This is a genomic window from Burkholderia pseudomultivorans, from assembly GCF_902499075.1.
Taxonomy (GTDB): domain Bacteria; phylum Pseudomonadota; class Gammaproteobacteria; order Burkholderiales; family Burkholderiaceae; genus Burkholderia; species Burkholderia pseudomultivorans.
Window position 1 is genome coordinate 114,732 of the sequence record NZ_CABVPP010000002.1, and the last position, 15,541, is coordinate 130,272.

The 15,541-nt window shown below is 67.6% G+C and carries 14 protein-coding genes; 9 read left to right on the forward strand and 5 right to left on the reverse strand.

Features of this window, described 5'->3' with window-relative positions; genetic code table 11:
• Position 1: 1 nt before the first annotated feature.
• From BST28156_RS02920 to BST28156_RS02930, 3 genes are all read right to left on the reverse strand, one after another.
• On the reverse strand, positions 2–1,216 hold the full coding sequence (locus tag BST28156_RS02920; RefSeq protein ID WP_174901438.1) for a DUF1501 domain-containing protein: 1,215 nt from the start codon (positions 1,214–1,216) through the stop codon (positions 2–4).
• Between the two features lie 61 nt (positions 1,217–1,277).
• Complete coding sequence (locus BST28156_RS02925; protein ID WP_174901439.1) at positions 1,278–2,765, reverse strand: DUF1800 domain-containing protein; 1,488 nt, start codon at positions 2,763–2,765, stop codon at positions 1,278–1,280.
• Between the two features lie 119 nt (positions 2,766–2,884).
• Positions 2,885–3,163, reverse strand: a complete 279-nt coding sequence (locus BST28156_RS02930) for a hypothetical protein (RefSeq protein ID WP_009691822.1) — start codon at positions 3,161–3,163, stop codon at positions 2,885–2,887.
• Between the two features lie 257 nt (positions 3,164–3,420).
• On the opposite strand from BST28156_RS02930, the gene ompR reads away from it, so the two are divergent.
• The 4 genes from ompR (at position 3,421) to BST28156_RS02950 (ending at position 6,899) form a co-directional block, all read left to right on the forward strand.
• The gene (gene ompR, locus BST28156_RS02935) at positions 3,421–4,155 is read left to right on the forward strand and encodes an osmolarity response regulator transcription factor OmpR (RefSeq protein WP_006478565.1); all 735 of its coding nucleotides are present in this window, start codon (positions 3,421–3,423) and stop codon (positions 4,153–4,155) included.
• A 40-nt stretch (positions 4,156–4,195) separates the two neighbouring features.
• Positions 4,196–5,557, forward strand: a complete 1,362-nt coding sequence (locus BST28156_RS02940; protein WP_060239643.1) for an ATP-binding protein — start codon at positions 4,196–4,198, stop codon at positions 5,555–5,557.
• 189 nt (positions 5,558–5,746) lie between these two features.
• Complete coding sequence (locus BST28156_RS02945; protein WP_009691824.1) at positions 5,747–6,295, forward strand: peroxiredoxin; 549 nt, start codon at positions 5,747–5,749, stop codon at positions 6,293–6,295.
• A 76-nt stretch (positions 6,296–6,371) separates the two neighbouring features.
• A complete protein-coding gene (locus tag BST28156_RS02950; protein ID WP_174901440.1) occupies positions 6,372–6,899 on the forward strand; it encodes a carboxymuconolactone decarboxylase family protein in 528 nt (175 codons plus the stop codon).
• Positions 6,900–7,048: 149 nt separating this feature from the next.
• On the opposite strand, the gene ispF is transcribed toward BST28156_RS02950, so the two are convergent.
• Positions 7,049–7,534, reverse strand: coding sequence for a 2-C-methyl-D-erythritol 2,4-cyclodiphosphate synthase (gene ispF / locus BST28156_RS02955; protein WP_174901441.1), 486 nt, complete (start codon positions 7,532–7,534; stop codon positions 7,049–7,051).
• 28 nt (positions 7,535–7,562) lie between these two features.
• Positions 7,563–8,273 carry a 2-C-methyl-D-erythritol 4-phosphate cytidylyltransferase gene (gene ispD, locus BST28156_RS02960; RefSeq protein ID WP_174901442.1) on the reverse strand — a complete coding sequence of 237 codons (711 nt, stop codon included), beginning with the start codon at positions 8,271–8,273 and terminating at the stop codon, positions 7,563–7,565.
• A gap of 107 nt (positions 8,274–8,380) precedes the next feature.
• On the opposite strand from ispD, the gene mfd reads away from it, so the two are divergent.
• From mfd to BST28156_RS02985, 5 genes are all read left to right on the forward strand, one after another.
• Positions 8,381–11,845, forward strand: a complete 3,465-nt coding sequence (gene mfd, locus BST28156_RS02965; RefSeq protein WP_174901443.1) for a transcription-repair coupling factor — start codon at positions 8,381–8,383, stop codon at positions 11,843–11,845.
• A gap of 112 nt (positions 11,846–11,957) precedes the next feature.
• Positions 11,958–13,181 carry an acetylornithine deacetylase gene (gene argE, locus BST28156_RS02970; RefSeq protein ID WP_060249371.1) on the forward strand — a complete coding sequence of 408 codons (1,224 nt, stop codon included), beginning with the start codon at positions 11,958–11,960 and terminating at the stop codon, positions 13,179–13,181.
• Positions 13,182–13,241: 60 nt separating this feature from the next.
• Positions 13,242–14,261 carry a threonine/serine dehydratase family protein gene (locus tag BST28156_RS02975; RefSeq protein WP_174901444.1) on the forward strand — a complete coding sequence of 340 codons (1,020 nt, stop codon included), beginning with the start codon at positions 13,242–13,244 and terminating at the stop codon, positions 14,259–14,261.
• Positions 14,262–14,395: 134 nt separating this feature from the next.
• Positions 14,396–14,878: a DUF3574 domain-containing protein gene (locus BST28156_RS02980; protein ID WP_174901496.1), complete on the forward strand. Its 483-nt coding sequence runs from the start codon at positions 14,396–14,398 to the stop codon at positions 14,876–14,878.
• 270 nt (positions 14,879–15,148) lie between these two features.
• Positions 15,149–15,382 (forward strand): hypothetical protein, encoded by a 234-nt coding sequence (locus BST28156_RS02985; RefSeq protein WP_009691834.1) that lies wholly within the window; start codon positions 15,149–15,151, stop codon positions 15,380–15,382.
• Positions 15,383–15,541: the final 159 nt, after the last annotated feature.

Consider the following 15,541-nt stretch of genomic DNA (forward strand, 5'->3'; position numbering starts at 1 on the left):
GTCACACCTTCAGCAGCGGCAGCGGGTCGAAGCGCTGCTGCAGCACGCGCGTCGCGTCGAGCCCCCACCACGGCCCGAGCACGGTCGCATACAGCTGACGGAAATCGACGGCGACCGGCAGGTTGCCGTTGCCGTCGAGCCGCGCCAGCGCCGGCGGCGCGCCGTACAGCCCGCCCGCCACGCGCCCGCCCGTCACGAAATGCGCGGCGGCGGTGCCGTGGTCGGTGCCGTTGCTCTGGTTCTCGCGCACGCGCCGCCCGAATTCCGCGTAGGTCATCACCAGCGTCTGGTTCCAGCGCCCGAGTTCGACCAGCGCGCCGCGCATCGCGCTCATCCCTTCCGCGAACTGCTTGAGCAGCGCGGCCTGCTGGCCGGGCTGGTTCTGATGCGTGTCGAAGCCGTTGAGCGTCAGGCGCAGCACCGCGACGCCGTCCTGCGCGCCGGGCCCGGCCGCCTCGCACGCAGCCAGCACCTGCATCGCGGTCTTCACCGAGGTGCCGAACGCGCCGGCCGGAAACGCGGTCCTGAACGCGCGCATCCCGCCGCGCGGACGCAGCCGGTCGGCCGCCTTCACGATATCGTTCTCGACATCGATCACGTGCGCGAGCGCGGGGTTGCGTTCGCGCAGCGACGACGGCTCCGCGAGCCGCGCCGCTCGGATGAACTGCGCGGGATTGACGAGCGCGATCGCGCGCGCGCCGTTCGCGAGCGGCCCCATCTCGGCGCTGCCGAGCACCACGCCATCCGCCGCGAAGCCGGGCGGCACCGGCGCCTGCGCGAACGTGCGCGTGAGCCAGCCTTCGTGCAGATATTGATCCGAACGCGACGCGGTGTCCCAGATCTCGATCGAGCGGAAATGCGACAGGTTCGGCTGCGGATAGCCGACGCCCTGCACGATCGCGACCTGCCCGTCTCGCCACAGCGGCATCAGCGGCGCGAGCGACGGATGCAGCCCGGTCTGCGCATCGAGCTGCAGCACCTGTTCGCGCTTGATGCCGATGCTGCGCCGGTACTGGTAGTACAGCGGATCCGCATACGGCACCACGGTGTTCAGCCCGTCGTTGCCGCCCTTCAGCTCGACGAGGATCAGCACGTTCGCATAGCCGGCTGCCGGCCGCCCTTCGGCGGCGATCGCCGCATGCGCCGTCGGCTGCCACAGCGATACGCCCGCCGCGGCCGCGGCGCCCGTCAGCGTCAGAAAATCACGTCGGTTCATCATGCATCCCCTGGTCCGCCGCGCGGCCTGCGCACCGCCTCGGCCCGGACCCGCTTCCTCGTCATTTCAGTTGGTAGGCCGGGTCCATCAGCAGCGCCTCGAGATACGCGCTGCCGGTCGAATCCGTATCGATCGCCGCGACCGGCGATACCGGCAGCACCGCGTGCTGCAGCTGAAGCTCGGTCGACAGCCCGGCAATCGCCTGCGGCCGCGCGCGATACTGCGCGAGCCAGCGCTCGAGATCGAAGCGCAAGCCGCCGCGCGCGGGCTTCGGCGGCGCGCCGCGCATCCCGGCGGCGGCCGTCGTGTCGACCACCGGCATCGCGCGCGCGGCTGCATTCGGCGATGCCGGCGGCCGCATGCCGGCCGTCTCGGTCGCGCGAAACAGCTGCTCGACGAATTGCTTGCGCGCGAGCAGCGTCGTGCTGTTGATCCACAGCGCGCCGCCGGGCCAGCCCTTCACGTTCGGCGGATAGAACAGGTTCTGGCCGAGCGTGCGCACGGTGTTCGCGAGCATCTGCGGATCGCCGTACGCGACGTCGAACATACGCACCGAGCCGACGACGAATTCGGCCGGCGACTTCACGAGCACGCCGCGGTTGCGCGGATCCCAGAACGCATCGGTCGACCACAGCGCGGCGAGCGCCGTGCGAATGTCGTAGCCGCTCGCGCGAAAGCGCTCGGCCACCGCATCGAGTTCGCGCGCATCGGGCGTGTCCGACACGAACTCCCGCCAAAGCTTGCCGACGATGAAACGCGCAGTCTCGGGCCGCTGCAGCAGGATGTCGAGAAAGCCGTCGCCGTCGAACGGCCCGGTTTCGCCGAGAATCGTCTTGTCGCCTGCGTCGTGCCAGTCCGCGCGCACCGTGAAGCGCAGCGTGTCGGGATCGACCGTCCAGCCCGTCATCGCGCGCGCGGCTTCGGTCACGTCGTGCTGGGTGTAATGCCCTTCGCCGAGCGTGAACAGCTCCATCACCTCGCGCGCGAAATTCTCGTTCGGCCGCCCCTTGCGGTTGCTGGCGCCGTCGAGGTACTGCAGCATCGCCGGATCCTTCGCGACCGCATGCAGCAGCGTGCCGAAATTGCCGAGCGCGGCGCGGCGAAACAGCGCGTTCTGCGCGGCCATCGTCTGCGGGTACGGCACCTTGTCCTGCCCGGACGTGAAGTGCCCGTGCCAGAACAGCGTCATGCGCTCGACGAGCGGCGACGGCGTCGCGACCATCTCGTTGACCCAGGCCGCCCGTAACGCGTCGTAACGCAGATTGCGCCGGCGCCGTTCGTCGCGCCGCTGATCCTGCGTCAGCGCCTGCCGCTGCGCGCGGCTCGGCGGCGGCTCGGCGATCCAGTCGGGCCACGACGTGACGGGCTCGCTGCGGAGGTTGCCGAGCGTATCGGCAACGACTTGCGCGCGCGTCATGCCGACCATGCGCGCGACATCGCCCGGCGCGGGCGAGAAGCCGGTGCGACCGAGGAAGAACAGCGCGTCGTCGGCGTCGAGCGTCGCCTGCATCGCAGGCGACGGCGCCGGTTCGGCAACGTTCGCTTTCATCGTCATGGACTCCCGAAACGCACCGGCGGCGCGGATGCCGGTTCAACGGCAGGCGACGAATGCACGTTGACTGAAAAATTGCTACGGAGTTTTTCCGCGCATCGCGGAAGACGACGCGCTCAGCGCTTGTACAGCTCGCGGACGGCGTCCTCGATATGCTGGCGCAGCAGATGACGTTCTTCGGGCGTCATGTGCCCGTCGCGGCGGCGCTGTTCGAGATCGGGAGGCACGGCTGAGCGGACCGCCGAATCGGCGGCGCGATCGGGCTGAGGCGCTTTGCCGCGCGGCAGCTTGCGCGACGATGCGCCCTGCTCGGGGCGTTGCGCATACGCGAAGTTCGACGCATACGGACCGGCAAGCGCGATCGTCAGCATCAGTGCAATCCGGGCAGATCGCATGACCGTCCTCGCTTCTTTGGTCGATTTGTTCCCTTCGTCACGCGGCAACCGGTTACCTCTGGTACTAGAAAAACCCTGCGGAATTCGGGCGTACAAAGATGAAAGATGGAGTCCAGCGAGTATCCACCGAATTTCGGCTTCGAGTAAAGGAATCTCTATAGCGTGCCTTTACTCCGCGCGACACCACGGGTAAATTTTGTAACTGACTGTAACGCGCCAAAATCCTCGACGGTGCGTCATTTCCCATTCGCGATAAGATGCCGATCATGGAAACGAAAAACCCCTCCAAGATTCTCGTCGTCGACGACGACCCGCGCCTGCGCGACCTGCTGCGCCGTTATCTCGGCGAGCAGGGCTTCAATGTCTATGTCGCGGAGAACGCGACCGCGATGAACAAGCTCTGGGTGCGCGAGCGTTTCGACCTGCTCGTGCTCGACCTGATGCTGCCGGGCGAAGACGGCCTGTCGATCTGCCGCCGCCTGCGCGGCAGCAACGACCGCACGCCGATCATCATGCTCACCGCGAAGGGCGAGGATGTCGATCGCATCGTCGGCCTCGAGATGGGCGCCGACGACTACCTGCCGAAGCCGTTCAACCCGCGCGAACTGGTCGCGCGCATTCACGCGGTGCTGCGCCGCCAGGCGCCGGCCGAGCTGCCGGGCGCGCCGTCGGAAACCACCGAGGTGTTCGAGTTCGGCGAGTTCTCGCTGAACCTCGCGACGCGCACGCTGACGAAGTCCGGCCAGGAAATCCCGCTGACGACCGGCGAGTTCTCGGTGCTGAAGGTGTTCGCACGCCATCCGCGCCAGCCGCTGTCGCGCGAAAAGCTGATGGAGCTTGCACGCGGCCGCGAATACGAAGTGTTCGACCGCAGCCTCGACGTGCAGATCTCGCGCCTGCGCAAGCTGATCGAACCGGATCCGGGCAGCCCGCGCTTCATCCAGACCGTCTGGGGTCTCGGCTACGTGTTCATCCCGGACGGCGCCGCCTGATCTTTTTCTTCTCCGGTTTCGCCCGTCCACGACCCGCCCCATGCGTATCGACCGGCGCCTCCTGCAGCTCGCGTTCGGCGGGCTGTTCTGGCGCACCTTCCTGCTGATCGCGCTGCTGATCTCGGTCAGTCTCGCCGCGTGGTTCCAGAGCTTTCGCGTGATCGAGCGCGAGCCGCGCGCGCAGCGCGTCGCGCTGCAGCTCGTCGCGGTCGTGAAGCTCACGCGCACCGCGCTGCTCTACTCCGATCCCGACCTGCGCCGCGCGCTGCTGCAGGATCTCGAGAGCAACGAGGGCGTGCGCGTTTACCCGCGCGAGAAAACCGACAAGTTCAAGCTGCAGCCCGACGAATCGCTGAACCGGTTGATCGAGCACGACATCCGCAGCCGCCTCGGCGACGATACCGTGATCGCGCAGTCGGTCAACGACATTCCGGGCGTGTGGATCAGCTTCAAGATCGACGACGACGACTACTGGGTCGCGCTCGACCGCGACCAGCTCGACAATGTCACGGGCCTGCAGTGGGCCGGCTGGGGGCTGTTCGCGCTCGCGCTGTCGCTGTTCGGCTCCGCGTTCATCACGAGTCTCGTGAACCGGCCGTTCTCGCGGCTTGCGCTGGCCGCGCGCCAGGTCGGTTCGGGCCAGGCGCCCGAGCCGCTGCCCGAGCGCGGGATGGGTGTCGCGGCCGAGACCAACCGCAGCTTCAACCAGATGGTGCGCGACCTCGAGCAGCTCGAGGCCGACCGCGCGCTGATGCTCGCGGGCATTTCGCACGACCTGCGCACGCCGCTCGCGCGGCTGCGCCTCGAAACCGAGATGAGCCCGTCGGACCAGGCGACCAAGGACGCGATGGTCGACGACATCGAGCAGATGGATCGCATCATCGCCGCGTTCATCGACTATGCGCGGCCGACCCAGCGCAAGCCCGAGCCGGTCGACCTGTCGTCGATCGCGCACGAAGTCGCCGCGCGCGTGGCGAGCGAGGACGGCGTCGAGATCCGCACGCAGCTCGCGCCGACCGCGATCATCGAAGCCGACGAAACCGACATGCGCCGCGTGATCGGCAACCTCGTCGAGAACGCGCGCAAGTACGGCCAGAGCAAGCAGGACGGCGTCTCGCGCATCACGCTGGAGACGCGCGTGTCGCACGCGCGCGTCGAGCTGTCGGTCAGCGACGAGGGCCCCGGCATCCCCGAGGACCAGCTCCCGCTCGTGATGCGCCCGTTCTATCGCGTCGACACCGCGCGCACCAAGGCCGACGGCACCGGCCTCGGCATGGCGATCGTGCTGCGCCTGGTCGGCCGCTACCGCGGCGCGCTGCGCCTGCGCAACCGCAGCCCCGAGGCGGGCCTCGAAGTCACGCTCGAATTCCCCGGCGCCGGCAAGACGCGTGCGACCGCGTGACGCGAGCGCGCACGCGTCTTGCGCGTCACACTATCGGGACGGTTGAAAAAAACTATGGGGATGCTTAGTCAAAATCTATTGAAGCGCTTAGTCAATAGTGCTAGAGTGTTCCCCATGCTGTCACATGATCGTTGCAGCAACGAGGTAGCTTGACTCAGTCTTCTTCCCAACACACACAGGAGTAACCGCATGAAAACCGTTGGCGACAAACTCGAAGCTTTCACCGTCGTAGCCGCGAAGCCGGGCTTCAACAACCACGAGGAAAACGGCCAGTCGGCGTTCGAGACCGTCACCGAAGCGTCGTTCCCGGGCAAGTGGAAGATCATCTACTTCTATCCGAAGGATTTCACGTTCGTGTGCCCGACGGAAATCGTCGAGTTCGCGAAGCTCGCGAAGCAGTTCGAAGAGCGCGACGCCGTCCTGCTCGGCGGCAGCTCGGACAACGAATTCGTCAAGCTCGCATGGCGCCGTGAACACAAAGACCTCGACAAGCTGAACCACTACTCGTTCGGCGACGTCAAGGGCGAGCTGATCGACCAGCTCGGCGTGCGCGACAAGGAAGCCGGCGTGGCCCTGCGCGCGACGTTCATCGTCGACCCGGACAACACGATCCAGCACGTTTCGGTGAACAACCTGAACGTCGGCCGCAGCCCGGAAGAAGTCCTGCGTATTCTCGACGGCCTGCAAACGGACGAACTGTGCCCGTGCAACCGTGCAGTCGGCGGCGCAACGCTGTAAGCGCATCGATGCACGAAGCCCGCGGCGCACGTCCTGCCTGCGGGCTTTTTTAACGGCCAACCCATAGGAGATATCAATGGAATTCATCGACTCGATTAAGGCACGCATCCCCGACTACGCGAAGGACATTCGCCTGAACCTCGACGGCACGATCTCGCGCTCGTCGCTCGAAGGCAACGACGCGGTCGGCGTCGCGCTCGCGGCGGCGGTCGCGGCGAAGAGCACGGTGCTCGTGAAGACGATCCGCGAAGCCGGCGTGCTGTCGCCCGAAGAAACGAATGCCGCGCTGACGGCCGCCGCGCTGATGGGGATGAACAACACCTGGTATCCGTATGTCGAGATGGCCGAAGATGCCGACCTGAAGACGCAGCGCGCCGAGCTGCGGATGGGTGCGTATGCGTCGCACGGCGGCGTCGACAAGCGCCGTTTCGAGATGTACGCGCTCGCCGCGTCGATCGTCGGCAAGTGCCACTTCTGCGTGAAGTCGCACTACGCGCTGCTGAAGAACGAGCAAGGGATGACCGTCACGCAGCTGCGCGACGTCGGCCGCATCGCATCGGTGATCAACGCCGCTGCGCAGGTGATCGCCGCCGAAGGCGAATAAGCGGCCGCGCGGCGCGACCGGCCGGGCTGCCCCTGCCGCCTCTGTCGCGCGCTACGTTGCAGCAAGAAAATGCCACGCAATTGCGTGGCATTTCTCGTTTGACCGGCGGCGCAGGCCCCGGCCGCGCCGCGCTGCCGCCCCGCCGCCCGTTACGCGGCCGGCTTCACCAGCAGCGCGGCGGCCTGCGCCTCGATGCCCTCGCCGCGGCCCAGATAGCCGAGCTTCTCGTTAGTCTTCGCCTTTACGTTCACGCGATCGAGCGGCAGCCCGAGATCGGCGGCGATGTTCGCGCGCATCCCTTCGATATGCGGCGCGAGCTTCGGCGCCTGCGCGATCACGGTGCTGTCGACGTTCTGGATCGCGAAGCCGGCCGCCTTTACGCGCACGACGCATTCGCGCAGCAGCACGCGGCTGTCCGCGCCCTTGAACGCCGCGTCGGTGTCCGAGAAATGGCGGCCGATGTCGCCGAGCGCCGCGGCGCCGAACAGCGCGTCGGTAATCGCGTGCAGCAGCACGTCCGCGTCCGAGTGGCCGAGCAGGCCGCGCTCGTACGGGATCGTCACGCCGCCGATGATGAGCGGGCGCCCGGGGACGAGCTGGTGCACGTCGTAGCCTTGTCCGATTCTGAAATCCATGCGTGTTCCGATTGAGATGAGGTGAAAGTCAGGACGCGTTCGCCGGACGCGCGAGAATCGCTTCCGCGAGCGCGAAGTCTTCCGGATAGGTGACCTTGAAGTTGCGCAGGCTGCCCTGCACGACGCGCGGCGTATGGCCCGCCCATTCGATCGCGCTCGCCTCGTCGGTCAGGTCGTGGCCTTCGTGCTGCGCGCGCAGGATCGCGTCGCGCAGCATGCCGATGCGGAACATCTGCGGCGTCTGCGCCTGCCACAGCGCATCGCGCGACTCGGTGCGCGCGATCGCGTCGCCGCCGGCCGGCACGCGCTTGAGCGTATCGGCCACCGGCAGCGCGACGATACCGCCGACCGGGTCGTCCTTCAGCGCCGCGACCAGCGTGCGGATCAGTTCCGGCGTGATCCCCGGGCGCGCGGCGTCGTGCACCAGCACCCAGTCGCGGTCGGTCGCGCCGAATTCGGCCAGTTCGAGCAGCCCGTTGAGCACCGACGCCTGCCGCGACGCGCCGCCGCAGCGCCGTACCGCGAAGCGCAGGCCCGCGAAGCGGCGCGCATCGAAATGCGTGTCGTCGGGCGCGAGGACGACGAGCGTCTGCGCGAACTCGCTGCACGCGTCGAAGGCGGCGAGCGTGTAATGGAGCAGCGCGCGGCCGGCCAGCGTGCGGTATTGCTTCGGCACGGCTGAACCGGAGCGGCTGCCTGTGCCGGCACAGGGAATCAGGGCGAAAAGTCGGGGAGTCACGAAGGGAAACGCCGGAAAGATGAAATCGAGAAGCGGATTTTATAATAGGTCTTTCGTCTCGACCGGCGCACCGCGATGCGCCCGCGCACGCCACCCCAGCCGTCCCTATGCCAGACAACGCTTCCACCTCGCCCGTTCCGCGCATCAAGCCCGGCCAGCGCTTCGCCTTCGATGGCGCGCACGGCTCCGCCGACGCGCTCGCCATCGCCCGCTATCTCGCCGACAACCGCCACGACGTGCCGCTGCTCGCGGTCATCTGCGCGAACGCAGTCGACGCGCAGCGGCTCTCGCAGGAAATCCGCTATTTCTCGCCCGACGCGCGCGTACGCCTGCTGCCGGACTGGGAAACGCTGCCGTACGACACGTTCTCGCCGCACCAGGATCTCGTGTCCGAGCGTCTCGCGACGCTGCACGACCTCGGCGAGGGCCGCTGCGACATCCTGCTGGTGCCCGCGACGACCGCGCTGTACCGGATGCCGCCCGCGTCGTTCATGGCCGCCTACACGTTCGCGTTCGCGCAGGGCGAGCGGCTCGACGAGGCGAAGCTGAAGGCGCAGCTGACGCTGGCCGGCTACGAGCACGTGAGCCAGGTCGTGCGGCCCGGCGAATACTGCGTGCGCGGCTCGCTGATCGACCTGTTCCCGATGGGCTCGCCGCTGCCGTACCGGATCGACCTGTTCGACGACCAGGTCGACTCGATCCGCGCGTTCGATCCCGACACGCAGCGCAGCCTCTATCCGGTGCGCGACGTGCGCCTGCTGCCCGGCCGCGAGTTTCCGTTCGACGAAGCCGCGCGCACGGCCTTTCGCAGCCGCTGGCGCGAGACCTTCGAAGGCGACCCGAGCCGCGCGCCGATCTACAAGGACATCGGCAACGGCGTGCCGTCGGCCGGCATCGAGTACTACCTGCCGCTGTTCTTCGACGAAACCGCGACGCTGTTCCACTACCTGCCGCAGAACGCGCACCTGGTGTTCACCGGCGATCTCGACGCGTCGATCCGGCGCTTCACCGCCGATACGCGGCAGCGCCACGCGTTCCTGTCGCACGACCGCGAGCGGCCGATCCTCGAGCCGCAGCGGCTGTTCCTGTCCGACGAGGACTTCTTCACGCTCGCGAAACCGTTCGCGCGCGTCGTGCTGCCCGCGCAGCCGTCCGGCGGCTGGGCGACCGCGCTGCCCGACCTGTCGGTCGACCGTCATGCGGACGATCCGCTCGCCGCGCTGCGCACCTTCGTCGAAACGTCCGGCAAGCGCGTGCTGCTGACCGTCGAGTCGGCCGGCCGCCGCGAGACGATCCTGCAGCTGCTCGCCGAGCATCATCTGCGCCCCGCTGCGAACGATCACTTCGCGGGCTGGCTGGAAAGCGACGCGCGCTTCGCGCTCGGCGTCGCGCCGCTCGCGAGCGGCTTCGCGGTGCCGGGCGAAGGCTACGCGGTCGTCACCGAGACCGAGCTGTACGGCACGCTCGGCCGCCGCGCGGGCCGCCGCCGGCAGGAACAGGCGAGCAACGTCGACGCGATGGTGCGCGACCTGTCGGAGCTGAAAGTCGGCGACCCGGTCGTCCACGCGCAGCACGGCATCGGCCGTTACATGGGCCTCGTGTCGATGGATCTCGGCGAAGGCGAAACCGAATTCCTGCATCTCGAATACGCGGGTGACAGCAAGCTGTACGTGCCGGTCGCGCAACTGCACGTGATCTCGCGCTACAGCGGCGCCGATCCGGACAGCGCGCCGCTGCACGCGCTCGGCTCGGGCCAGTGGGAGCGCGCGAAGCGCAAGGCCGCGCAGCAGATCCGCGACACCGCGGCCGAGCTGCTGAACCTGTACGCGCGCCGCGCCGCGCGCGAAGGCCATGCGTTCGCGCTCGAGCCGCGCGACTACGTGAAGTTCGCGGAAAGCTTCGGCTTCGAGGAAACGCCCGACCAGGCGGCGGCGATCGCCGCCGTGATCGGCGACATGACGAGCGGCAAGCCGATGGACCGCCTCGTGTGCGGCGACGTCGGCTTCGGCAAGACCGAAGTCGCGCTGCGCGCGGCGTTCATCGCGGTGATGGGCGGCAAGCAGGTCGCGCTGCTGTCGCCGACCACGCTGCTCGCCGAGCAGCATACGCAGACCTTCGCCGACCGCTTCGCGGACTGGCCGGTGCGCATCGTCGAGCTGTCGCGCTTCAAGACCACCAAGGAAGTGAACGCAGCGATCGCGCAGATCAACGAAGGCAGCGTCGACATCGTGATCGGCACGCACAAGCTGCTGTCGTCGGACGTGCAGTTCAAGCGGCTCGGGCTCGTGATCATCGACGAGGAACACCGCTTCGGCGTGCGCCAGAAGGAAGCGCTGAAGGCGCTGCGCGCGGAAGTCGACGTGCTGACGCTGACCGCGACGCCGATCCCGCGCACGCTCGGGATGGCGCTCGAAGGGCTGCGCGACTTCTCGGTGATCGCGACCGCGCCGCAGAAGCGGCTCGCGATCAAGACCTTCGTGCGCCGCGAGGAGGAAAGCGTAATCCGCGAGGCGATGCTGCGCGAGCTGAAGCGCGGCGGCCAGGTCTACTTCCTGCACAACGAGGTCGAGACGATCGAGAATCGCAAGGCGATGCTCGAGGAGCTGGTGCCCGAGGCGCGCATCGCGATCGCGCACGGGCAGATGCACGAGCGCGAGCTCGAGCGCGTGATGCGCGATTTCGTCGGGCAGCGCGCGAACGTGCTGCTGTGCACGACCATCATCGAGACGGGCATCGACGTGCCGAGCGCGAACACGATCATCATGCATCGCGCGGACAAGTTCGGCCTCGCGCAGCTGCACCAGCTGCGCGGCCGCGTCGGCCGCTCGCACCACCAGGCGTATGCGTACCTGCTCGTGCACGATCCGCAGGCGCTGACCAAGCAGGCGCAGCGCCGGCTCGAAGCGATCCAGCAGATGGAGGAACTCGGCTCGGGCTTCTATCTCGCGATGCACGACCTCGAGATCCGCGGCACCGGCGAGGTGCTCGGCGACAAGCAGTCGGGCGAGATCCACGAGATCGGCTTCCAGCTCTATACGGAAATGCTGAACGACGCGGTCAAGGCGCTGAAGAACGGCAAGGAACCCGACCTCACCGCGCCGCTCGCCGCGACCACCGAGATCAACCTGCACGCGCCCGCGATCCTGCCGGCCGACTACTGCGCGGACGTGCAGGAACGGCTGTCGCTGTACAAGCGTCTCGCGAACTGCGAGCACGGCGACGCGATCGACGGGATCCAGGAGGAGCTGATCGACCGCTTCGGCAAGCTGCCGCCGCAGGCGCACGCGCTCGTCGAGACGCATCGGCTGCGCCTTGCCGCGAAGCCGCTCGGCATCACCAAGATCGACGCGAGCGAAGTCGCGATCGGGCTGCAGTTCGTGCCGAATCCGCCGATCGATCCGATGCGGATCATCGAGATGGTGCAGAAGCACCGGCACATCAAGCTCGCGGGCCAGGACAAGCTGCGCATCGAGACGCGCTCGCCCGACCTGGCGGTGCGCGTGTCGACCGTCAAGGAAACGCTGCGCGCGCTCGGCCACAACCGCGAGGGCGCGTCGGCGGCCGCGCGCTGACGCGGCGGTGCGCGCCGCGGCGGGTCGCGATGCTGCACCGCACGGCGCCCGACCGAGGCGGGCCGACGCGTTTTTGAGTATGATTTTCCCATTCATCTGACGGAGTTCTGCCATGTCCACTCTCGACGCGACGACGCCCTCCGCCGCCGGTCAACACGACGGCGATGCGCTCGTCGGCCTGCCCTGGGTCAAGCAGCTGGTGTCGATGGACACGACGAGCCGCGTGCCGAATCTCGGCCTGATCGAAACGGTGCGCGACGCGCTCGCCGCGAAAGGCATCGCGTCGACGATCACGCACGATCCGCGCGAAGGCTGGGCGAACCTGTTCGCGACCGTGCCCGCGCACGACGGCTCGACCCACGGCGGCATCGTGCTGTCCGGGCACACCGACGTCGTGCCGGTCGACGGCCAGCAGTGGGACAGCGATCCGTTCGCGCCGGAAATCCGCGACGATCGCCTGTACGGCCGCGGCACCTGCGACATGAAGGGCTTCATCGGCACCGCGCTCGCGCTGCTGCCCGAGATGCAGGCGACCCGGCTCGCGAAGCCGATCCATTTCGCGCTGTCCTACGACGAGGAAATCGGCTGCGCCGGCGCGCCGCTGATGATCGCCGATCTCGTGAAGCGCGGCGTGCAGCCGTCGGGCTGCATCGTCGGCGAGCCGACCAGCATGCGGCCGATCATCGCGCACAAGGGCATCAACGCGTACCGCTGCTGCGTGCGCGGCCACGCGGCGCATTCGTCGCTGACGCCGAAGGGGCTGAACGCGATCGAATACGCGGCGCGCCTGATCTGCCATATCCGCGATATCGCCGACCGCTTCCGCGCGGAAGGTCCGTTCGACGCGCTGTACGACGTGCCGTTCACGACCGCGCAAACCAGCACGATCCAGGGCGGCAACGCGATCAACACGGTACCGGCCGAATGCCGGTTCGACTTCGAGTTCCGCAACCTGCCGACGCTCGATCCCGAACAGATCTTCGCGCGCATCGAAGCGTATGCGCAGGAAACGCTGCTGCCGCAGATGCGCCGCGAGCATCCGAACGCGGCAATCGAGTTCTCGAAGATCGCCGCGGCGCCCGGCCTCGACGCCACCGAGCAGGCCGCGATCACGCAACTCGTGCGCGCGCTGACGGCCGACCAGGACAAGCGCAAGGTCGCGTACGGCACCGAAGCCGGCCTGTTCGAACGCGCGGGCATCCCGAGCGTCGTATGCGGTCCCGGCAACATCGAGCAGGCGCACAAGCCGAACGAATACGTCGAGCTCGCGCAGCTCGCCGGCTGCGAGCAGTTCCTGCGCAAATTCATCCGCAGCATGTCGGTCGACGCACACTGACCGATCCCCGCCACGCCGGCCCGCGTGCGCGGGCCGGATCACTCCGCCACACGCCACGCCATGTCGACTGAACAACAGGGCATCGCCCATCCGACGATCGACGGCGAGCCGATCCCGACGCTCGACGAAATCGCCGCGCAGCATTTCGCGCTGTCACCGTGGGTTGCGCGCACGCCCGTGTTCGAACGCGCCGACCTGCCTTCGCTCGAAGGCACGCACGTCAACTTCAAGTTCGAGCTGCTGCAGGCGAGCGGCAGCTTCAAGGCGCGCGGCGCGTTCACGCACCTGCTCGCGCTCGACGAGGCGCGCAAGAACGCCGGCGTCACCTGCGTGTCGGCCGGCAATCACGCGGCGGCCGTCGCGTATGCGGCGATGCGGCTCGGCAGCAGCGCGAAGGTCGTGATGTTCCATACCGCGAGCCCGACGCGCATCGCGCAATGCAAGCAGTACCGCGCGGAAGTCGTGCTCGCGGGCAGCGCATCGCAGGCCTTCGACCTCGTGCGGCGGATCGAGGCCGAGGAAGGCCGCTTCTTCATCCATCCGTTCAACGGCTATCACACGATTCTCGGCACCGCGACGCTCGGCTACGAATGGGCGACGCAGGCGCCCGACCTCGACGCGGTGATCGTGCCGATCGGCGGCGGCGGCCTCGCGGCCGGCATGGCGACCGCGCTGCGACTCGCGAATCCGCACGTGCATGTGTACGGCGTCGAGCCGGAGGGCGCCGACGCGATGAGCCGCAGCTTCGCGGCCAATCACACGGTCAAGATGAGCGCGATGCAGACGATCGCCGATTCGCTGATGGCACCGCATACCGAGGAATACAGCTACCAGCTGTGCCGACGCCATGTCGATCGCATCGTCACGGTGTCCGACGACGCGCTGCGCACGGCGATGCTGTTCCTGTTCTCGCACCTGAAGCTCGCGGTCGAGCCGGCATGCGCGGCCGCGCTCGCGGCGCTGCTCGGCTCGCTGCGCGAGCCGCTGCAGGGCAAGCGCGTCGGCGTGCTGCTGTCGGGCACGAACACCGATCCCGGCACGCTCGGCATGCATCTCGCGCATGCGCAGCTGCAGCGCTGACGTGCGCGCGAGTGACCTAGGGTTATCCCCAGTTTGTGTTGACAGCCCTGTTGATAACTCGCCGAACAAACCCGCAAGTGGTTGAACGCGCAGCGTTTTACGCGCGAGAAACGCGCTGGGCGCGAAATGGGCAGATGCGGTCTGCGAGGTTGCGCCTACGTGCTGCCGCTGCTGCGTGGCGGCGACGCGTGCGGCTCGCGATCGGCGCCGCGGCAATCGCGCTCCTCGCCGGTTGCGCGGGAATGCCCTCGCCCGTCGCTGGCACGGCATGCACATGCACGCAGCCCGGCGAGCACGCGGCGCTGCAGGCCGATTTGCTGTTCGGCCGCGACATCGCGGGGCGCGCGCCTGTCACCGATGCGGAGCGTGCGGCGTTCCTCGCGGATGTCGTCACACCGCGCTTTCCCGACGGCTTCACGTACTGGGACGCGCAGGGACAGTGGCGCGATCGCGTGACCGGGCGGATCACGCAGGAGGCAAGCTTCGTCGTGCGTATCGTTGCCGACGATACGCCGGACACGCGCACGCGGCTCAAGGCGATCCGCGACGCGTACGCGCAGCGGTTTCATCAGGAATCGGTCGGTATTACGCTCGTGGCCGCCTGTGCGTCGTTCTGATCTTCGGGGAATTCTTGGGCGGCGCTTGTCGACCCTGAACGGCCCTTCAGATTCATCCAAAGCGGCCAATCGTTGTGACCTACGGCGGGATTTTGTAGCCACGCTCGATGAGTACTTGGCCTCGCCGCGACTGCGGAATCATTCCCGATTAAATCGCTTCTCGCGCAGCGTGCCGTTGGAACTTTCAACGGAGTCGTTCTGCCAAGGGCGGCAAGAACGGACACAGCGTGTACGATCTGGTCTTCAAGAAAACCATCCAGGGAGAGTGGAATGAGTCCGGAACAGGCCCGAGCCGAAGAAACCCAGGCGATGGAGCGCATGGTGGCCGCCACACTGCGTGTGCAGAGTACGTTCGCCTCGATGCAGAAGCAATTTCCGCCGCAAGGCAGCGGCGAGCCTTCGCCGTTCGCGCTGCAAACCTTCGATGCCGCCCTGCAGGAACTTGAAGACGCACAGGCCGCGTTCGATGCGCTGCTGAACGATCTGATCGACGGTAACCGCTAAAGGCTACGCCCTTATCCGCACCGATTGTCGACGATCAAAAATGCTGTGTCGAAAGGCCGTTTGTGGCCGAACACCGCCATTGCCCTCTAGCGCTCCCCAAAAATCCGCAACAAACAAAAAAACAGGCGCCCGAAGGCGCCCGTCGCATGGATGAAGAAC